The sequence below is a fragment of the Planctobacterium sp. R6 genome (assembly GCF_055755215.1).
On sequence record NZ_JBVTQY010000016.1, the window covers coordinates 1 to 20,327 of the forward strand.

The window sequence follows — 20,327 nt, forward strand, 5'->3', positions numbered from 1 at the left end:
GCTGGACGACCATTGTCTTTACAGTACAGGTGAGCGACTTCATCACGAATGAAATCAAAATCAATCGCTGCATCGACCAGACGGACGAGATGGTCCTGAGGTACCAGCGATTCGATGTTGACCATTTCCAGTTGGATTTGATGAGGAGACGGGTCTTTGAGCATATTGAAATCTCCAATTTCTATATGCCTATTAGATCAAAGGCCTGGATCTGCGTCCAGGCCTTTTTCAACAGTCTGAGCCTCCTCAGAGGCTCTGCATATTTTTAAAAATCAGAATCTTTAAAAACGCCATAGGGTGATTTGTCCACGTAATCATTAGTGCCCCAGGACAGATTTCCACCTGAGCCAAGATTGGCGATGGTGTCAAAGTATGAGCCGGCACCACCACCTGGTAAGATCCGCGTTTTGGTTTTTGATTTAGGACTGCCGGATTCCGGTGTCAGGTCTGACGTTAGCGCGATGCAGTTGGCTGGGTTTTCGTCTGACACACACACTGTAGAGCCTAATATATAGGCATTGGGGTGTGGCTCGCCACGGGCAATAAAATACGAATAAGCCACCAGGCCGGTGCGGTCATGGCCGTTGGCACAGTGAATATAATATACATGCGGGGTAGTGTGAGCCGTGTTCAATAGGGTGTGTAATGTTTCTCCGGCCCACTGGTCCAGATAGAAGAGGAAATTGCTGCTGTTATAAGGGCTTCCCGACGGCTCAATTGGCCACCAACACATTTTCGCGCCATTGGGTGCTGTGGCGGAGGTTAACCACATATCGGGTTCATAGGTGCCGTTAGTGAGCGTTTTGAGTGTGGGTTCTGTTGGGGTGGCTTTGTTAGGATCAAAAGCGTGGGTTTCCTGGTGGTTATCGCGATTAGGATCTCTCAGACAGACATCATGAAACAAATAATCTGATCTGCTGACCGGAAATGTGTCGCCTGTTGCGTCCTTATAGCGCTTACTCATAATAGTGTGTAACCCTTCAAAATCCACGGTTTGCGGTCCATCAGGTGTCGTGGGTGCAGTCAATGGTTCATTACCGCGGAACAGAAAGTTTTTCGCCGGACTGGCTACCTTACTGGTGGGTTTTGGTGTTACAACATCCAGCAGGCTGACGATATTTGGGTTGAGCTCCTGGTACTGATGCAGGACACCCGCTGATTTTTGCGGTGGGCTGATAGCAAAAAAGTCAGGCGTACCGGGTTGCGTGGTGATCCAATTGCGCTTTTTTTCATTTTCCAGATAAGCCCAGCTTTTTTGCCCAGGTATAATGCCAATAGTCACCTGCCCGTACTCAGGTTCCGAGCCAGTGGTAAAGCCATTTTTGACCTTGAGTTCCGTTTGCAGCCAGTGCGAGGATTTACCGGAAACGCAGGCAATTTCTAACTCCAATGCCGGAAAGGTACTGGTATTGGAAGTTGATGATCCAAAACTGATTTGCGGATAACCGTTACTATCGGTGGTGGGCTCAGGGACTTTAAACCCGGCGTTTGTAATGGTCGGCCCATTCATTACCGTCATCGTAACGTTTTTAGTTTCAACAAAGGTGATGGTTAACTCCAAACCCGGAGAAAGCGCAAAGGTGTAAGTGGCTTTTTGGGTTGGTGTGGGTGCTGGTGTCTTTCCTGATGTCATTTTTTCTATCCCGATAATGAGTCCTCATTGAGAATAGCAGCTATTTCAAAAAATATTATCCAAATCAGCCAGCTAATTAAATAATCGCTTTTTCAGCAATTTCAGGCCCTCGCTAACTAGCTCTCCTCAGCTTATTGACTGCTTCACAGACACCTGCCTCAACAATCACAGCGATCAGCGGCTGAGTTGTTCCAGTAAATCCACCAGGTCAGCATCTTGCCAATCATCCAGCGCATCGCCTGCCTGAATTTCAAAACGGCAGCTCTGTTCCCCCAGGGGCAATATTCGGTCGAATAGCCAGATACCTTTTTCTTCAGCGAGTTTCAGCGCCCGTCGTTCCAGCACCTGAGCACTGACCGGCAACTGCACCAAAAAGCCGTTGCATTGCACTGGAAAAGGCAAGGCCTCATCGCCAAATCGATGCTGAATCGCTTGTGCCAATGCATAGGCCCGTTGATGGAATTCCGGAATTCTCGGCAGATAGTGCCGCAGCCCCCACAGTGCGCTCAAAACATAAGGAAAAGCAGTAAACAGATCGCCCCCCATGCGACTGCGCCAGGGAATTAGCTGCTCAATAAATTCAGTTTCACCGGCAACAACACCGCCTGCTGCAGCCCCTAATGTTTTGTACAAGGAGACATAGACAGAATCACCAATACCCGCCACATCCGCGTAGGGTTTTTGCCAGTAACAGGCGGCTTCCAATAATCTGGCTCCGTCAACGTGTATCGGTATCCCGCGAGTTTTCGCAAATTGTTGTAAATATTCCAGTGTTTGCCACTGCGGCAGGCGAAACCCGGCGCGCCGGGTAGGAAGTTCCAGCACGATAGCCGCCAGATCGTCAGGCAACAGCGCAATGTCATTGTCGGTAATGGCACAATGCGGCTCGCCGAACATCCACACCTCAAGATTCAGCAACTTGTCATAGGCGTCGCTTTCGTCCACGGCGATGTGTGATTGGGGATGTATTGCTATCCGATGGCGGTTTAGGTTTGCTGACCACTGCAACAGCGCTGCATTTTGCCCCACCATGCCTTTGTGCACAAACAAGGCTCGCTCTTTTCCCAACAGCTCAGCGATTTTGTTTTCCAGCAAGGTTATCGTCGGCCCGCTGTTATAAAAATCGATTTGCTGATCTATTTCCGGTACCTGCGCAATGCGCTGTAACCATTGTTTGTGATTTAACGGTTTGTGTCGGGTGATAAACTTGTGGCACTGCGCCATTAGCGGGTGCCCGAGTAAAATACCTTTGTACATCAATAACATCCCTTCATCGCATTGCGCGCTGCGGGTTAACTGCCAAAAAGGCTTTCCCACAGCGACTTTTCTTTTGTTTCCTGTGGTGGTTTTCCATCACAGGTAGTGGCACCTGGCAATGCCGGTAAATAGGCCGGGACACTTAACCCGTTGGCACAACCAGGGACTTTGCGGCTGCCATCTTCAGGTGCAAAATGGGCAATACCAATGCCTTCCGGAAACGCCTGGTTAAAGGATTTCGGATAAATATCCCGCTGCATGTTGATGAAAATTGACATGGCACCGGCCGAACCGGTTAATCCGGTTTCCAGGTTGTCGTCGTTGCCCACCCATATCGTCGTGGCCAGTTGATTGTCCATACCACTAAACCAGCTGTCCCGATAATCGTCAGTGGTGCCGGTTTTGCCGGCAAAATTTACCCGGGGAAATACCTGCTTCAGACGTTTACCCGTGCCTTCCCGGGTAACTTTATGCAGCGCATAATTCACCAGGTAGGCCGCCGCTTTGTCTACCCGCTGTTCCGGGACATTCATGCGATACCAAATCGGAATATCATCATGAGTGGAAATCGCGGATATGGAATGCAGCTCCTGGCGAATTCCCACGTTAGCAATGGTTTGGTACATCTGATTAACCTGCCTGGGTGACAGGTTCAGTGCTCCCAGTGTCATGGCGGGATAAGTATCAAACTTTTCTTTAACACCCAGGCGTTCTATGGTGTCAGCAACGTTTTCCAACCCCAGCGTCATGCCCAGTTTTACCGTAGGCACATTCAGTGAATGCGATAATGCCGTTAACAGGGGGACACTGCCGCGAAATTGTTTATCCACATTTTGCGGCTCCCAATACTTGCCATAACTACTTTTAAGCCTGATGGGCTTATCTTCAATCGGTGTTGCCAGGGTATAGACAGCGGGCTGCTCCAGGGCAGTCAGATACACCGCCGGCTTGATCAGTGACCCCACAGGTCTTCTGGCATCCAGCACCCGGTTAAACCCCTGATAATCAAATTCTTTACCCCCCACTAACGCCCGAATACCACCGGTGCGAAAGTCAGATGCGATGATGGCCGCATTGAGCGCCACCGTATCCCGGCTACTCTGAAGGGCTGTTAAAGTTTTTTCAGTGGCCTGCTCCGCCGCCCGCTGAATATGTGGGTCAAGGGTACTGAAAATCTTAATGCCAGACTCCCGTAAATCCTTGGCCGGTAACACCTGACGCAACTCGCGATTAACTTGTTGCATAAAAGCCGGGTATTTGTGTTGGCTCAAAATCCCCTTGTCCACCGCATTTAACGGACTTTCCACCGCGTCGGTATACATTTCTTTGTCGATAATGTCCTGCTCAAATAAGGTGCGTAGAACCACATCGCGACGCTTGCGGGTATTTTGCGGATGGCGAAAAGGATTGTAGGCAGACGGGCCTTTGACCATACCCACCAACGTCGCCTGCTCGGCCAGATTCAGTTCTTCCAGAGGACGATTAAAGTAGTAATAACTGGCCAGGCCAAAACCGTGAATAGCCAGATCCCCTCTTTGCCCGAGGAATACTTCGTTCAGATAGGTTTCGATAATTTCATCTTTGCTGTAACGCAAATCAATGATCACGGCCATGATGGCTTCGTTAATTTTGCGTATCAGGCTGCGTTCACGGGTAAGAAACAGGTTTTTTGCCAACTGCTGAGTCAACGTTGAGCCACCCTGTACCGTGCGTCCGGCCTTAATATTCGCTACCAGTGCCCGTAAAATTGCAAGTGGTGCCACCCCGTGATGATGATAAAAATCGCGATCTTCAGTCATGATCAGCGTTTCAATTAACGAGGTAGGGATATCTTCCAGCGTTAACAAGATCCTGTCTTCACGGCTCTGAGTAATGATCCGGGTCACCATCATGGGCTCCAGCCTTGCCTCATTGACCTGGCTGGTAACAGCGTTGTCGTAAATACTCACCAGCCGGTCATTTTGCAGTTTCAGGCGCAATTGCCGGGCGGACTCAAAGCCATCGGCAAACGCAAATGCCCGACGAAAAACCCGAAGTTCACCACCTTGCAGTGTGTATTCTCCGGGCTGCCGGATCTGGCTGACCTGCCTGTAACCAAGTAAACTCAGCTCCTGAAGAATCTCATCGCGATTAATTTCCTGCCCTTGTTGTAACGTTAAAGGACGGGCAAAAAGCTGAGCCGGCACCACCCACTTATTGCCGTCAAAGCGGGTTTTAATTTGCGCATCCAGATAAAATCCGTAAGCAAATAAGGCCACTAAAAACACAGCGGTCAGTTTCCAAAAGTATTTTTTAAACCAGCGAAATGGGGCAGAAATCAATTTCAAATCAGGTTCCTAATGCAATTTCAGGAAAGGCGTTTACGACGTTATGCCGTATAATACGTGACAAACTTTGATTAAAAAAGCACTGACATAATGCGCACATTTATCGGCCTTGAACCCGATGCCGACACTAAACTGGCGATCGCCAACTGGCGGGATCTCGCTTTTCCCTCCTTGCAGGGCGCTATCCCGATGGAGAACTTCCATATTACATTGGCGTTTTTAGGTGATATAACACCAGCACAACAGGAAAGTCTGTTTGCTCTGAAAAGCCAGGCACAGCCGCTGCACTTATACGCCGAGGAAGTGGGTTATTTTGCTAAACCCGGCATTGGTTTTCTGGCCATTAAACAGGATGAAAAATTGCTGTTGCTGCAACAAAAACTCAGCCAACAATTACAACATATCGGCAGTTTTAAGCGCTCCCAGAAGTTTATCCCTCATATCAGCCTTTCCAGACAAACCTTAACGCCTTTACCCTCACCATTGCTGGCACCGCGCTTTGAATTGCAACTCAACAGCTACCACCTGTACGAGTCACTGCGCCACAAAAACCGGGTCAGCTACCGCATTATCCACAGCTGGAATAGGATATAGCGGATTCAGTGTAAACTGGCGCTGTTTTCGTGAAAAAATTCGTTATACTGAACCACTTAGTCAAAAAACCATTTTCAGGAACACCATGCGACAAACGTTTCGCCTTATCATTGATTGCCCGGACCAGGTAGGTCTGGTGGCGGCAGTCAGTCACTTTTTAGCAGAGCACAATGCCACTATCGTAGAAGCGAGCCACCACACCGATTTACAAACTGGCCGATTTTTTATGCGCCATGAGATCAGTGCCGATAATCTCGCGATGAATCTCCCGGAATTTAGTGCGCTGTTCGGTCCTGTCGCTGAAAAATTTAACATGCATTGGCAACTTACTGACTCTCATGAAAAACAAAAAGTCGCATTGTTAGCCAGTAAAGAATCTCATTGTCTGAATGACCTGCTACATCGCTGGCACACCGGTGAATTGCACTGTGATATTCCCTGCATAATTGCCAACCATCCACAAATGCAGCAATTTGCTGACTGGTATGATGTCCCCTTTCACTGGATTGATTTTAGTGCCACCAGCAAGGCTCATGCCTTTCAGGAAATTGAAACCCTGCTTGACCACTACGAGATAGATCTCATGGTACTGGCCAGATTCATGCAAATTCTGCCGCCGGAAACTTGCGCAAAGTGGCAGGGTAAAGCGATTAATATTCATCACAGCTTTTTACCCTCCTTTATTGGTGCGAAACCATATCAGCAGGCTTATGATCGCGGTGTAAAACTCATTGGTGCCACCTGCCATTATGTCACCCAGGATCTGGATGCCGGTCCCATCATCGAACAGGAAGTGATCCGCATCAGCCACAGCGATACCGCTGAAGATATGGTGCGCAAAGGTAAAGAGTGTGAGAAGTCAGCGCTGGCGCATGGCCTGCGTAATCACCTGGAAGAACGAGTGATTATTCACGGCAATAAAACCGTGGTATTTGCAAAATAATTACCGGGTATGTTTAGGTTCAGCCCGATTCGGGTTCCCCTGGCTCAGCCAATTGCCTGAGCCAGGCACCGATTGCAATCAGTTTAATTCAGATTAAAAATTGTTGTTGCCCTAAAACTTGTGTTCAATACCAACAGACAACCAACGCTTGTCCTCGGCACTGTCCAACTTGCGGTTGGTAAACCAGGCAAACACCTTGGTACTGTCACCAAGTTTATAATCGGCTCCCAGTGTGATGCTGTTGTCATCTTCTAATGTTTGATACTGAGACTTCAATTTCCATTTGTGCAAACGGTACTCGGCATTGACCGTTGCTCCGGACTGAGATTCACCACCAGCCGATGGCTCCTGTTGATGTAATCCGGCGCCCAATGTCCAGTCATCAAATTTTCCAGCGACAACCAACCGCTGAACGTCATATCCTTTAATTTTACTGTCGTGCGTTAGCGCAGCGTAAATTTGCGATTTTTTCAGTTTAGGATCGCCGTAATAGACACCAATAGAAGTCCCATCATCTTTGTCTGATGCATCCTCTACAACATATGTGGCCGCAACCACAAAGCCGTTAAGTGAAGGACTAAAATAGGTCAGTGAATCGTTGACCCGGTTTTCGCCTTTCCACAGACCTTTTAAATCAGCTTCATAATCACTGAAAGTATCCATGGGCTTGGACAATTGCTTGGTTACTGTGTCGTTGCGCCCTACCACCACTTCACCAAAACTGCCCTTTAATCCCAGATATTGGTTTCTTGATTTGATGTTGTCTGAATCATCCAGATCCGCCAGGTCCACTTGCCACTCTAGCAAATAAAACACAGTAAGGCCGTCTTCGAGTTCCTTTTCCCCTTTAACACCAACGCGTGATGAATTGCTTTTTAACTCAGTGAAGCTGCCCTCGCCTTCATCGGCGTATTGCAGCGTCATATTGACCTTTCCATAAAAATCTAACAGTTCTGCTTCCTCTGCAAAACAAGAACAGGTTAACAACATAAACGACCCAAAAAGGGTCTTTGGAAGCGGTTTGATGTCAGGCATAAAAGTGTCTTGATGAATAATTTCGTGCAGTCAAAAATTGGCGCACAAACTATTACAGTTATATTACAGTTATATGACAATTATGACACTTTTATTAATTTTATGTGATTTTTTTAGTGGTGTTGAGTGGCCAGTTTCTCCTTCAGATTATCAATTTAAACCCTGAACATACTCACAGTTTCATGCAACATACTGGCCTGGGTAGAGACATCTTTACAGGCTTCTACGTTTTTCGCCGAATCATCAGAAATTTCAATGCCCAGATCTCTGATTTGCTGAACGTTGCGATTAATTTCCTCTACGACATTGGACTGCTGTTCAACCGCGATAGCGATCTCTGAGCTCATCTGCGTCACTGTTTCCATTTCTGACATAATAATGCTCAACTCATCGCCTGCCTCTTTGGCCAGCAGCGAACTCTCGCCTCCTTCCCGCTTACACTGCTCAACAACATTCACAATTTGGCCGGTAGAACTTTGTAACTCACCAATGATCTCTGAAATTTGAGCGGTGGACTCCTGGGTTCGCATCGCCAATTGCCGGACCTCATCTGCAACAACCGCAAAACCTCGCCCCTGATCTCCCGCTCTGGCAGCTTCAATCGCCGCGTTAAGGGCCAGCAAATTGGTTTGCTCAGCAATACTTTTGATCACATCCAGTACCGAAGAAATGCCGTTACTTTTCTCCTGAAGTAATTGCATGCTTTCCCCCGCCTGTACTAAAGAGTTCGCGAGATTATCGACTTTAGTGATAGTAACTTTCACTTTATCCACACCTTGCCGGGCACTATCGTGGGCGGAGTTGACAGTAGTTGCTGTCAGTTCCGCATTTTTCGCAATATCCGCAGCAGAGGCCCCCATTTCGGTCACGGCTGTGGCCACCATGCCACTCTGTGTTTGCTGATGCTCGATATGTTCCTGCGTGTTGTTAACATTCCGGGTCACCGTGCTTGTCGCTGATTCCAGTTGCTCGACGGAATAATAGATTTTTTGCACCATTTCATGAAAGTAGGCAATGAGCAGATTAAAATCTCGGGTGGCTGCACCAATTTCATCCTGTCTCAATATCTCAACGCGCTTAGTCAAATCATTCGACTTGAGAATGCCCTCGAATGAACGCGCCATGTGCTCAATCGGACGGATAATCTGACGGGAAATAAGCACAATGCCGGTTACAATGACAATTAAAATAATGATGGACAAACTAATCCGGATAAGTTCATTGATCGCGATAGCTTCTTCCACTTCTTGTTTATACAGAGCATTGAGTTTGTCTAACGCCGTTTCCATTTCATGCACAGCGCCGCGCATCGCGCCTCTGACACCGGCATTTTCATCAAGGCCTATGTCCTGACTGATACGGTAAAAAGCATTGAATTCGTTGACGTATTCGTTCACCAGTGCAACAGCTCGCCCGTCGCCTTGCATCATGGATTTCAATGATTCGGCCGTGGCGGCTAAGCGCTCCACGTATTTGCTGTCGCTACGTAAAATAAAGTCTTTTTCGTGGCGGCGTAATGTGAGCAGTAATACCAAAGCGGTATCATTGTTTTGTTGTTCCAGATGCGTTTCTAAGGCGTGAGTTGCCTGCCTTAACCTGCCGTAGTGGCCCTCGTCTTTATTCAGCCCCTTGTTAACCGAAAGCGCAATCAGTTGATTAAAGGCCTTGTCGTAGTTGACCAAAAAGGTGCTTAACTGATTAGCTCTTTGGGAAGATAATCCGCTTTCTTCTGCGCGCGTTACCAACTCAGCAAGTGTATTTTTTGCTGCAGACATATTGCCGGCAAACCTGTCCTGATATTTCAGATCTTGCCGAATGATAAAGTCCTTTTCATTGCGTCTTAGCATCAACATATTTACTTGTAATTGATAGGTTGATTCAATGACTTTATCTAGCGCTATCTGCTGTCCGTGCATAATACGCCCCTGAATAATTAGAATAATGACAGCCGATACCACAAACCCCGCCAGCCCCATTAACTTCTGTTTGATTGACCAATTCATAACAAACCAATTTCAACAATTAAATGACAACATGTCCTTAAAGTGATTTTCCATGGGATTGCTATTTATTATTGGTCAAAAGCAACAACTCAACAAATTTTGCCAGCAATTAATTACTTTTACCGGATTTACGATGTTGTTAATTTGTGTTTGCCCTACATAGAAAAAAGCCAGTTAGTGTTCCACTAACTGGCTTGTTCAAAAGCGTTACTCGCGGTGATGATTATCCGGCGAATATACCCTTCAGCATAAAGAAGAACATAATCGACAAGCCAGCACCGACAGGCAGTGTAATGACCCAGGAAACCACGATATTGCGCACCACACTCAGATTCAAGGCGGCTATGCCTCTCGCCATACCAACACCCAGAACGGCTCCTACCAGCGTTTGTGTCGTGGAAATGGGCAGGCCCGTTCCCGAGGCGATGACAACCGTAGACGCGGCAGCAAGCTCTGCGGCAAAGCCACGACTAGGCGTCAAATGGGTGATGCCATTACCGATGGTTTTTATCACCCGGTGACCAAACAGGGCCAAACCAGCCACAATACCCAATCCACCAAGCGGCAATATCCACCAGGCTAAAGCGGCTTTTTTGGCAATTTCACCACCCGAGTTAACCACACTGACAACCGCCGCCAAAGGCCCGATAGCATTGGCGACATCGTTAGAGCCATGCGCAAAGGCCATACAACAGGCGGTTACAATCATGAGCACGGCAAAGACTTTTTCTACGTTGTTGTAGTGCATTTCCTTGTCGCTTTCAGGATCAAATTTGATGCGATTAATTGCCACTCTACCAAGCAGTCCTACGCTCACGGCAATCAGGATAGCCAGGGTAAAACCCATCTCAGATGACAGATCTAAACCAACGTGCTTAAGCCCCTTTTTGATGGTTACCAGCGCAAGTACAAAGCCCGCCAACATCATATAAAAAGGCACATACCTTTTGGCATTGTCAAAAGGGCTGTCAGTATTGAAAATTAACTTTTGCGCACTGTTAAAGATAAGAAAAGCGATAAAGCCTGATATGGCCGGCGTAATTACCCAGCTGCCCACAATACCGGCCACTTTACTCCACACAACAGCATCAGCACTAACGCCAACTGCGGCAAAGCCAACAATGGCACCAATAATGGAATGTGTAGTAGAAACAGGCCAACCAAGGTAGGAAGCTAATGCCAGCCACAAACCTGCCGCCAGCAATGACGCGATCATACCAAAAACGAGTAACTCAGGAGAGTCCACAAAAAAGGCGCTATCAATAATACCTTTTCGAATCGTAGAGGTTACCTCGCCCCCCGCCAGATAGGCACCGGCGAATTCAAACACCATAGCGATGAGAATAGCTTGCTTAATAGTCAGCGCCTTGGAGCCAACAGAGGTTCCCATGGCATTAGCCACGTCATTTGCACCGATACCCCAGGCCATCAAAAAGCCAACGACAGCGGCAACAATGATTAGTATGGCGCCATATGTATTAATAATATCCATCGTTAAAAACCTTATTTAGCCAGCATTAATTCTAATCTGGAACCTACGCGCTCCGCGACATCGGCTAGTCCACCAATACCTTCAATAATTTTGTATAAAAACATCACATCTACCGGAGGCAATTCCGGTTCCAGTGCATGCAATTTACTGCGTAATTTAACCTGCAACTTATCAGTATCGTCTTCGATCATATCCAGTTCATTAACCATATTTTCTACCAGGTTAACTTCGCGACCTCTGAATCCGGTTTCCAACAATTCATCCAGTTCGTTAATGGCTTTGCTGGCCTGTACTGTGGCGTCAATGCATCGTTTCAGGTACACCATAAACTCGTCCTGAATCGCTTGTGGCACTAACATATGACGACCAAACACCAATCCGGAGACGTCTTTCGCTTTGTTTGCTATCTGATCCTGGTGTTTTAACAGGTCCAGTAAGTCCTGTCTTTCCATGGGCATAAAGATACCGCCAGGAAGACTCATACGTAATTCGCGTTTAATTTTGTCGGCTTCTTCTTCTACAGAAGAGATTTCTTTTTGAATTTTTTCAGCAACTGACCAGTCATCGGAAAAGGTTGCTTCGAAGAAAGGGATCAACAAATTGCTGCACCTGGTTACAGTGACAATATGTTGTTCTATCGGTTTTAGCGGTGATTTTGCAAAAACCGCAAGAAATGAATTATTTGGCATATCAATCAACTCTTTTTAGTGCCTATTTACCTACCAAGGTCTGAACCGGCGGCATGATATATTAAGTTATGTTACAAAAAAATGACAAATTGAAGACAGAATCTCAGTGTAGTACATAAATCGGTCATAAATCCTTAATCATTATCCATGACATGGCGGATGTTTACACCTTCCACAAAATAAATAATGTACTCGCAGATATTTTGGCATCGGTCACCTATGCGCTCCATCGCTCGCAACGCCCAAAGGACATCCAACCATCGGGAATCCAGTTCTGCCCGCTGCTGCATTTCCTGCATCACCTGTAGGAGCAGCTCCTTGTAGTTCGCATCAACCTTTTTGTCTTCACCGTGTATTTCCCGGGCGGCGTTAACATCCATGCGGGCGAAGGCATTCAGTGACTTTTGCAATATCTCTAATATCAGGTGCCCCGTCTCCACCATACCGGATTTGATTTTTTCTGAGGCGGGCAAACTGTACATGGTGATCATTTTGGCGATACGTTCAACTTCATCCCCTATTCGCTCCATGTCCGCGTTAATCTTGACGATAGTCAGTACCAATCGCAGGTCACTGGCAATCGGGTGTCGCTTGGCAATAATCCGCATGCACTCTTCGTCAATGCGCATTTCCAGCTCATTAATTTTATTATCATCATGGACGATAGTTTCAGCGAGTCGTTGGTCATCGGTTCTGAGGGCAATTAACGTCTTACTCAGTTGCAGTTCAACCTGGCCGCCCATAGATAACAGGGCATTTCTCAGGTTTTCCAGTTCCTCATTAAACTTGCCTGATATGTGCGCTGACAGATTTAAGTTCATGCCTAACCAAACCTCCCGGTAATAAATGCTTCGGTTTGCTTGTGAAGCGGCATAGTAAACATCCTGTCGGTGAGTGAATATTCAATCAGTTCACCTTTGTTTAAGAATACGGTTTGTTCGGAAACTCTGGCCGCTTGTTGCAGGTTATGCGTTACAACAATAATGGTACATTTCTCTTTGAGTTTATAAATTAACTCTTCAATCATTAAGGTGGAGATGGGGTCCAGGGCCGACGTGGGTTCATCAAGCATCAAAATCTCCGGTTGCAGCGCTAGTGCCCGGGCAATGACTAATCGTTGCTGCTGTCCGCCCGATAACTTCAACGCTGACTGAAACAGGATATCTTTGACTTCATCCCACAAAGCCGCCTGCATCAGTGACGACTCCACAATGTCATCCAGGATTCGGCGATCAGTTATACCTTTTATACGCAGCCCGTAGACCACATTTTCATAAATGCTGATTGGGAACGGGTTTGGCTGTTGGAACACCATGCCCACCTGTGTTCTCAGGGCGGGGATGTTCTGCCGCAAGCCATAAATATTGCGGTCATTGATATAGACCTTACCGGATACCTTAGCTTCCTGATTAAGATCATTTAGGCGGTTAAAACACCCGATCAGCGTTGACTTGCCACAACCACTGGGACCAATCACCGCGGTAATGCTGTTAGCTGGTATCGCAAGCGAAATATCCCGCAATGCGAATTTATCACCAAAGCGCAAAGACAAGTCTTCGACTTTGATGGCAATATTATCTGTAGCCACTCCGTTGAGACCTTTATCAGTTAACACTTGCCCGGCAACTCCTACGTTTAATGACCATATTTATTTTGCAATCGGCTTCGCACCATAATCGCGATAAAATTCAGAATCAATACCACTGTTAATAACAATAAACAGGCGGCAAACATCATACCTGCGCCTTGTGGTGTCGACTGCCCCTGAAATGCACCGTCATAAATAAACACCCCAAGATGCATAAACTGCCGGTCTAAATGCAGAAACGGCCATTGTGCATCAACGGGCAGTTCCGGTGCATAGCGCACAGCCCCCACCATCAGCATTGGCGCAACTTCACCGGCTGCACGTGCAATTGCCAAAATAATCCCGGTCATCAGGCTGGAACTGGCAACAGGTAAAACAATACGTCGAATGGTTTCATAACGGGTCGCTCCCAGCGCATAGCTGGAATGGCGCAGTGATTCGGGAACCCGTCGTAATCCTTCTTCTGTGGCAACGATAACCACCGGCAGGGTAAGTAGCGCCATAGTTAGAGAAGCCCACAGTAATCCCGGTGTGCCAAACGTGGGATTAGGTAAACTATCGGCATAAAACAGGGCGTCTATATTGCCGCCGACCTTATACACAAAAAAGCCCAATCCAAACACCCCGTAAACCACAGAAGGCACAGCTGCCAGATTGCTTACCGCAAGGCGAATAATGCTCACCACCGTATTGTTAGGTGCGTATTCAGTTAAATAGATAGCCGCCATAATACCCAGTGGTGAGACAAAGACCGACATGAGCAACACCATCAGCACCGTACCAAAAATGGCAGGAAAAACCCCTCCCGACTGGTTTGCGTCACGGGTATCTTCAGATAAGAACAGCAGCAGATTATTTTTAAATACCATCAGCTTTTGCCACAGAGTCATATCATTGGGATAGAACACCTGCCGGACGTGCTGCAGTTGCAGCTGCTGTTTTTGACCATCCGCAGAAAGCAATACTATTTCATAATTGCCCAGCGCTCTATCCAGTTCCCTGATGTCCTCTCGCAGCGACGTATAACGCGCTAACAGCGCAAGCATAGCCGGAGAATTTTCCGCACCACCTTGCATCCGCAACCTGGCAATATCCTGGTTGATACTCAATAGCTCCCCTTCAACCAATAGCGACTTTTGCTTAACGATTACCGCTGTTGCGTCCTGCAACACCGCAAGTTGGGATAGCTCCACCACATCCCCGGCCGCCCGTAAATATTGAGGTCGACTGAGTAAAAAGCGCCCGTCATTCAAATCGATTCTGGCAACACCGGATAAAGTGTGTTGCGCGATAATTTGCTCCGGAGACAGCACTAATTGGGTTTGATTACGAGCGCGCTCGTAGGAATCCAGATGCAACCATACCCGCTCGCCTTTGGTGCCGCGATGCCGCTCACCCGACACATAACCGAAAAGCGTTTTAGGTGAAGCTCCGGCGCTGCTGTATTCCACGCTCTGTATCGTTTTTGGCCAAAAAAAGTTCAGACCATTACCAATCACTATAGCCAGCACCCCAAACAGTGCAAAAAACACAACGGCCAATGCCAGGCTTGAAACGAATTTCAACCATTGTTCTTTTATCGCCAGGAGAAAAGCCTGAGGAGTATTCATAATTGGTAACGATGCCTCAGCTTAATGCGTAAAAATTCGGCGCAGGTATTGAATACAAAGGTGAACAAAAACAACAGCGAGGCAACTAAAAACAATACCTGATAGTGTACAGTGCCGGGTTGTGCTTCAGGCAGCTCGATAGCCAGATTGGCAGTCATGGTGCGCATACTTTCCAGCAAACTCCAGTCAGCAACCGGTGTATTACCACTCACCATCAGCACTATCATGGTTTCCCCGATGGCCCGGGCAAACCCCAACATGATTGCCGACAAGATACCCGGCAGTGCCACCTTAAGTACAATTCTGACCAGCGTTTGTGAGCGTGAAGCCCCCATAGCAAAGGACGCCTTAGAGAGACTGGGGGGAACCTGGTAAATAGCATCTTCAGCGATGGTAAATACCGTTGGAACAATCGCGATCCCCATTGCGATTGCCAGAACAAAGGTACCTTTTAAATCAGTGCTCAATAAGCCACCGGTTTCGGTTTTCCAAAGCGACTGCATCCATTGGGGAACATCCATTAAAAATGCGTTAAACAGGGCCAAAAACACCAGTATCAAAACGCTAAAAAAGCCCAGTTCCCAGGCGCGAATATTGCGGTGTCGGTTGGTTTCGTTCAGCCATACAAACAATAACAGAAACAGGGGGCTTAAAACTAAAAACAACAAAACCGCGATCAAATAACTTTCGGACAATGGCAACAGCCAGATTGCCGCTAAAAAACCAATTACGACTGAGGGCACGGCCTCCAGCACTTCGATGTAAGGCTTGAGAAACCGGCGCAGTTTGGGTCCGGCATAATAAGCCGTATATATAGCACTGCCGATGGCCAGCGGAATGGCAACAATGATGGCCAAAAATGCCGCCTTAATGCTCCCCATTAGCAATGGCACCAAACTGTATTTGGCTTGCGACTGGTCACTGGCCGATGTTGTTTGCCAAACATAATCAGGTTCCGGATAACCGTCGTACCATATTTCAGCCCAAAGGCTACTCAGGGAAATCACCGAGTCAGGATTCTCCACTCGCCAACGCTGCAATACCTCGCCTGACTGCCCCCACAAATCTGTCCCCTGCACGAACAGTGAGTCAAATTCGGGTAATTCGGATGTCTCGGCGGTTATTTCACCCGTTGTGGCATTAATAAAAAACTGCCGGTCATCCACGATGGCCAACACCAGATCGCCGGAGACATGAGCCAGCTTTTTAAATTGCTTACCCGGCAACTGAATGCTGTACAACATTTCCAATCGCATGACGCCGTTATCGTTTAGTACCGACCATTTTTCAGCGCGCAGTTGCTCATCCAGCAATAACACCGAGCGATCCGTTGACAAACTTACCGCAGCAATGACGTCTTCCAGCTCTGCGCTTCTGAAATACTGAATTTGTGACTCGCTGTCAGACGGTTGCAACAGTATTAAATGTTGCCCTGCGTACAGCAGGTTTAAATTGTGATTATCGATTCTGAACGGTGCTGTACCCGGTAATAGCATATTGCGGATGTGCGCCAGCGGCTCTCTTGTTATCCGGTCGAAGCGCAGAAAGTGCCAATATCCCAGTACATCTTTAAGCAGTAATGACGCCTCATTTTCAGTCAGGTGGGCCTGCCATGGCTGTTTGGTTTCAGGTTGAATACTCGCGGGAAGACGCACGCTAAACACTAACTCTTTTTCACTTATGGCTGCGGTGTCCACCTGCCAGGCCCGCAACAAATTATTGTGATTGATCTCGAATAAAAAGTTACTGCCGTGAAACGCATGCCACTGACTGCGATAACAGGATGTCTCTGATTGTCCTGTGGCCCAGCTTCGTCCACCGCGAAGTGGCCAACTTTCCAGCGTATTGTCAAAATGGCGCTTCAGCAATTTGTAATGGCAATTATTGGCGCTGCTGAGATAAAAATAATCGGCATCAAATGCCGTTCTCGCGCTTATCAGGTTCGCTTCCTGCTGCAAAGACATTTGGTATTGAAGAGTCAGTTGTGGACTGCTGAGCAACGGGCGCGTCACAGAGAATAAATGCCAGATAAGGAGCAACAACGTCACCAACACCAACCAACCGCCCAGCGTTATGGTCGCAGTTACACGCCGGTCTATTTTGACTCGTTGTTTTTGCAGTCGTGTTAAGTGATCTTTGGCCAAGGTTCTGGTACTTAATCGCTTTGTGGTGAAAATGGCAGGTCCGGGCATTCTGCCCCGGGGACCAGTCAGACGCATTTTCCTATTTAGGATGTGCCTGTTAAACCTTGAGAAGGTAACACACTTTATAAAAAAAATAATGACAATTTATTCGAGATCAAATTACCTCAATAAATGGGCTTGCTGAACGTCACTTGTGTCGTATAGTTACAGTAAGACGAAAGGAAACAGTGAGAAAAATATGAAGTCTATTGTTATCACGCTGGTAGGCAACGACAAACCTGGATTAATTGATTCCATTGCCAAAGCCATCGCAGCGGCAAAAGGCAACTGGCAAGCCAGTAGTTTTGCCCATATGGCCGGTCATTTCGCCGGATTTGCCGAAATCCAAATCCCGGAAGAGAACGAAGCGGCACTGTTAGAAAAGCTGCAAAATCATCCTGATCTGAAAATCACCCTGAGTCAGGGTATCAGTGCTCAAAAAACCGATCTTAAAAATGCCACCATAGAAATCGAAGCCAATGACCGTCAGGGCATTGTTCAGGAACTCACCAACGTACTAAACCGGTTTAACCTGAACATAGTCCAGTTTGAATCAGAATGTGTCAGTGCGCCAAACTGGGGAAGCCTGATGTTTAAAGCCACCGCAGAGGTGACATTGCCCGTCGAAGTTCAGACGGAAGATCTGAGAACCGCACTTGAAGGCTTATCGGATGATCTGATGGTAGAAATTAAACTGTAACCGTCGGCAGCTTCGGTGATTTAACGTCCAAAGGCAACGAAGTGTGACGATTTGTAATAAAATCGTCACCATACTGCAAGATCATAAGTCACTCATTTTATTCCGGTTGTAACTGAAAAGCACATGTCCCAAGAACTAAGCCTGTATTATCCGAAAGAACTAAGTTGGTTATCCTTTAACGAACGCGTATTGCAAGAAGCCGCCGATAAAACCAATCCGGTGGTAGAGCGCATTCGCTTTCTGGGTATTTACTCCAATAACATGGACGAATTTTTCCGGGTTCGGGTGGCCGAAGTCAGGCGCCAATTAACGATTTTCAGTAATAATAAAGACGAACAAAAAGAGAAAGAAACCAAAGAGTTACTGGAAAAAATCCACAAAAAAATTCTGGGGCTGACCAAAGACTTTGACAAAGTCTTTAAAGATGTAGAAAAAACCCTGATGCGCTATAACATCCTGGTGATTGATGCCACAGAAGTGACTGAGTTTCAAAAAGGCTGGCTGGAAGGTTATTTCAAGAACAAGGTTTTGCGCCATATTGCCCCGATTCTGGTACATCGCAAAGTTAACCTTGTAGAACGACTCAATGACTCCGGCAATTATCTGGTGGTGCAAATTCAGCGTCACGACAAGGCCAACCGCTACGCCATCATTGAAGTTCCCACCCAGGACCTGTCCCGATTTGTGCTTATCCCACCGGAAAAATCCAAAAAGAAAAAGCACATCATTCTGCTGGATGACATTATCAGACTGAACCTGGAACGCATTTTTAAAGGCTTTGTGGAGTTTGACTCGCTGCAGGCGTTCTCTTTTAAAATGACCCGTGACTCAGAGTACGAGATCAATGATGAAATTGACGAGAGTTACATGGAAAAAATGTCAGAAGGCATGAAACAACGCCTGATTGCTGAACCGGTGCGCTTTACCTATGACGAAAACATGCCGGAAGACATGCTGGAATTTATCAAGAAAAAACTCGGTATGTCATCGCTAGACAGCGTGATTGCCAGCGGCTCTTACCGCAATTTCAGAGACTTTATCGGCTTTCCTAATGTCGGTCGCGAATACCTTGAAAACCCTGAGCTTCCGGCAATTCACACCCAGGATTTTTCCAAATATGATACGGTGTTTGAGGCCATTTCCGCGAACGATACCCTGTTGTACTATCCCTATCATCGGTTTTTGCATCTGACCGAATTTGTCCGCCAGGCCGCCTTTGACCCGAATGTAAAACACATTCGCATGAACCTGTACCGGCTGGCCAGCAAATCCCGGATCATCAGCTCCCTGATTGATGCCGTAGATAATGGCAAGAATGTCACTGTGGTCATGGAGCTAAAAGCGCGATTTGATGAAGAGGCCAACATTGAATGGTCCAAGCGCATGACCGATGCCGGTATTCGGGTACTGTTGGGAATACCCACCTTGAAAATACACTCCAAACTGTGTGTAGTCACCCGGGAAGAAAAAGGCGAACTGGTACATTATGCCCATATAGGCACGGGAAACTTCAACGAAAAAACCGCCAAAATTTATACCGACTTCAGCTTGTTCACCCGCAATCAGGAAATCGCTACAGAAGCGGTCAGCGTATTTGATTTAATTCAATATCCTTATCGCTCATTCAAGTTCAATCACCTGCAGGTGTCCCCCATTAACAACCGCACTAATTTGCAAAAGTTGATCCGCTCTGAAATTGCCAATGCCACTCAAGGCAAAAAAGCCCGTATAGACCTGAAAGTCAATAACCTGGTGGATGCCGAGTTGATTGATGATCTCTATCGTGCCAGTCAGGCAGGGGTGAAAATACGCGGCATTGTGCGCGGCATGTGCTCGTTAATTCCGGGGATTAAAGGCATCAGTGAGAACATTTCCATTATCTCTATCGTTGACCGATTTTTAGAGCACCCGCGCGTGGTGATATTTGAAAACGGCGGCGAGCCCAAAGTATATATTTCCTCAGCTGACTGGATGGCTCGCAATATGGACAACCGCATTGAAGTGGGTTGCCCTATCTATGATGTCCGTCTTAAAAAGCGCATTATTGATATCATGGATATTCAGTTTAAAGACACCACCAAAGCCAGGGTGATTGACGCAGAGCAGAAAAACACCTATGTTGCCCGCGGAAACAGAAAGAAAATTCGCTCACAGGTGGAAACCTATAAATACCTCACCAGTCTTGAAGATATTGTCGACACCTCAGATGACGAAATACCGGAAAAACCCCAGGACATTAGCTAAGGCGATGTGGCGTTCCGGGTAGCGATCTC

General features: G+C 47.1%; 16 protein-coding genes. 4 read left to right on the forward strand and 12 right to left on the reverse strand.

The annotated features are described in order from the left end of the window. From AC0J20_RS11800 to mrcB, 4 genes are all read right to left on the reverse strand, one after another. The coding region (locus AC0J20_RS11800; RefSeq protein WP_473020833.1) for a transposase at positions 1 to 164 on the reverse strand (164 nt) is incomplete at its 3' end. A 101-nt stretch (positions 165 to 265) separates the two neighbouring features. Continuing rightward, on the reverse strand, positions 266 to 1,633 hold the full coding sequence (locus tag AC0J20_RS11805) for a hypothetical protein (RefSeq protein ID WP_473021792.1): 1,368 nt from the start codon (positions 1,631 to 1,633) through the stop codon (positions 266 to 268). A 174-nt stretch (positions 1,634 to 1,807) separates the two neighbouring features. After that, positions 1,808 to 2,950 (reverse strand): threonine aldolase family protein, encoded by a 1,143-nt coding sequence (locus tag AC0J20_RS11810; RefSeq protein WP_473021793.1) that lies wholly within the window; start codon positions 2,948 to 2,950, stop codon positions 1,808 to 1,810. Beyond that, entirely contained in the window at positions 2,926 to 5,217 is a 2,292-nt protein-coding gene (gene mrcB / locus AC0J20_RS11815; protein WP_473021794.1) for a penicillin-binding protein 1B, read from the reverse strand. The genes AC0J20_RS11810 and mrcB overlap by 25 nt, the downstream gene beginning before the upstream one ends. 90 nt (positions 5,218 to 5,307) lie before the next feature. Here mrcB and thpR point away from each other — a divergent pair, with 90 nt between their 5' ends. Both thpR and purU read left to right on the forward strand, forming a co-directional pair. Beyond that, on the forward strand, positions 5,308 to 5,811 hold the full coding sequence (thpR, locus tag AC0J20_RS11820) for an RNA 2',3'-cyclic phosphodiesterase (protein ID WP_473021795.1): 504 nt from the start codon (positions 5,308 to 5,310) through the stop codon (positions 5,809 to 5,811). A gap of 85 nt (positions 5,812 to 5,896) precedes the next feature. Continuing rightward, positions 5,897 to 6,754, forward strand: a complete 858-nt coding sequence (purU, locus tag AC0J20_RS11825) for a formyltetrahydrofolate deformylase (protein WP_473021796.1) — start codon at positions 5,897 to 5,899, stop codon at positions 6,752 to 6,754. A 111-nt stretch (positions 6,755 to 6,865) separates the two neighbouring features. On the opposite strand, the gene AC0J20_RS11830 is transcribed toward purU, so the two are convergent. From AC0J20_RS11830 to AC0J20_RS11865, 8 genes are all read right to left on the reverse strand, one after another. Beyond that, the gene (locus tag AC0J20_RS11830; RefSeq protein WP_473021797.1) at positions 6,866 to 7,789 is read right to left on the reverse strand and encodes a porin; all 924 of its coding nucleotides are present in this window, start codon (positions 7,787 to 7,789) and stop codon (positions 6,866 to 6,868) included. A gap of 155 nt (positions 7,790 to 7,944) precedes the next feature. Then, positions 7,945 to 9,792 carry a methyl-accepting chemotaxis protein gene (locus AC0J20_RS11835; protein ID WP_473021798.1) on the reverse strand — a complete coding sequence of 616 codons (1,848 nt, stop codon included), beginning with the start codon at positions 9,790 to 9,792 and terminating at the stop codon, positions 7,945 to 7,947. Positions 9,793 to 10,015: 223 nt separating this feature from the next. Next, positions 10,016 to 11,284 carry an inorganic phosphate transporter gene (locus AC0J20_RS11840; protein ID WP_473021799.1) on the reverse strand — a complete coding sequence of 423 codons (1,269 nt, stop codon included), beginning with the start codon at positions 11,282 to 11,284 and terminating at the stop codon, positions 10,016 to 10,018. 11 nt (positions 11,285 to 11,295) lie between these two features. Next, positions 11,296 to 11,973, reverse strand: coding sequence for a TIGR00153 family protein (locus AC0J20_RS11845; RefSeq protein ID WP_473021800.1), 678 nt, complete (start codon positions 11,971 to 11,973; stop codon positions 11,296 to 11,298). A gap of 134 nt (positions 11,974 to 12,107) precedes the next feature. Beyond that, positions 12,108 to 12,794 carry a phosphate signaling complex protein PhoU gene (phoU, locus tag AC0J20_RS11850; protein WP_473021801.1) on the reverse strand — a complete coding sequence of 229 codons (687 nt, stop codon included), beginning with the start codon at positions 12,792 to 12,794 and terminating at the stop codon, positions 12,108 to 12,110. 2 nt (positions 12,795 to 12,796) lie between these two features. After that, positions 12,797 to 13,588 (reverse strand): phosphate ABC transporter ATP-binding protein PstB, encoded by a 792-nt coding sequence (pstB, locus tag AC0J20_RS11855; protein ID WP_473021802.1) that lies wholly within the window; start codon positions 13,586 to 13,588, stop codon positions 12,797 to 12,799. A gap of 20 nt (positions 13,589 to 13,608) precedes the next feature. Then, positions 13,609 to 15,126 carry a phosphate ABC transporter permease PstA gene (gene pstA, locus AC0J20_RS11860; RefSeq protein ID WP_473021803.1) on the reverse strand — a complete coding sequence of 506 codons (1,518 nt, stop codon included), beginning with the start codon at positions 15,124 to 15,126 and terminating at the stop codon, positions 13,609 to 13,611. Between the two features lie 41 nt (positions 15,127 to 15,167). Next, positions 15,168 to 17,363 (reverse strand): ABC transporter permease subunit, encoded by a 2,196-nt coding sequence (locus AC0J20_RS11865; protein WP_473021804.1) that lies wholly within the window; start codon positions 17,361 to 17,363, stop codon positions 15,168 to 15,170. Between the two features lie 190 nt (positions 17,364 to 17,553). On the opposite strand from AC0J20_RS11865, the gene AC0J20_RS11870 reads away from it, so the two are divergent. Further along, positions 17,554 to 18,054, forward strand: a complete 501-nt coding sequence (locus AC0J20_RS11870) for a glycine cleavage system transcriptional repressor (protein WP_229528245.1) — start codon at positions 17,554 to 17,556, stop codon at positions 18,052 to 18,054. Positions 18,055 to 18,177: 123 nt separating this feature from the next. Then, complete coding sequence (ppk1, locus tag AC0J20_RS11875) at positions 18,178 to 20,298, forward strand: polyphosphate kinase 1 (RefSeq protein WP_473021805.1); 2,121 nt, start codon at positions 18,178 to 18,180, stop codon at positions 20,296 to 20,298. Positions 20,299 to 20,327 lie beyond the last annotated feature (29 nt).

Excerpts from the sequence above, each read along its gene's own strand:
- AC0J20_RS11840 (WP_473021799.1), bottom strand. The coding sequence starts at position 11,284 with ATGGATATTATTAATACATATGGCGCCATACTAATCATTGTTGCCGCT.
- AC0J20_RS11845 (WP_473021800.1), bottom strand. The coding sequence starts at position 11,973 with ATGCCAAATAATTCATTTCTTGCGGTTTTTGCAAAATCACCGCTAAAA.
- ppk1 (WP_473021805.1), top strand. The coding sequence starts at position 18,178 with ATGTCCCAAGAACTAAGCCTGTATTATCCGAAAGAACTAAGTTGGTTA.
- AC0J20_RS11870 (WP_229528245.1), top strand. The coding sequence starts at position 17,554 with ATGAAGTCTATTGTTATCACGCTGGTAGGCAACGACAAACCTGGATTA.
- AC0J20_RS11830 (WP_473021797.1), bottom strand. The coding sequence starts at position 7,789 with ATGCCTGACATCAAACCGCTTCCAAAGACCCTTTTTGGGTCGTTTATG.
- thpR (WP_473021795.1), top strand. The coding sequence starts at position 5,308 with ATGCGCACATTTATCGGCCTTGAACCCGATGCCGACACTAAACTGGCG.
- AC0J20_RS11835 (WP_473021798.1), bottom strand. The coding sequence starts at position 9,792 with ATGAATTGGTCAATCAAACAGAAGTTAATGGGGCTGGCGGGGTTTGTG.
- AC0J20_RS11805 (WP_473021792.1), bottom strand. The coding sequence starts at position 1,633 with ATGACATCAGGAAAGACACCAGCACCCACACCAACCCAAAAAGCCACT.
- phoU (WP_473021801.1), bottom strand. The coding sequence starts at position 12,794 with ATGAACTTAAATCTGTCAGCGCACATATCAGGCAAGTTTAATGAGGAA.
- AC0J20_RS11865 (WP_473021804.1), bottom strand. The coding sequence starts at position 17,363 with ATGCCCGGACCTGCCATTTTCACCACAAAGCGATTAAGTACCAGAACC.
- purU (WP_473021796.1), top strand. The coding sequence starts at position 5,897 with ATGCGACAAACGTTTCGCCTTATCATTGATTGCCCGGACCAGGTAGGT.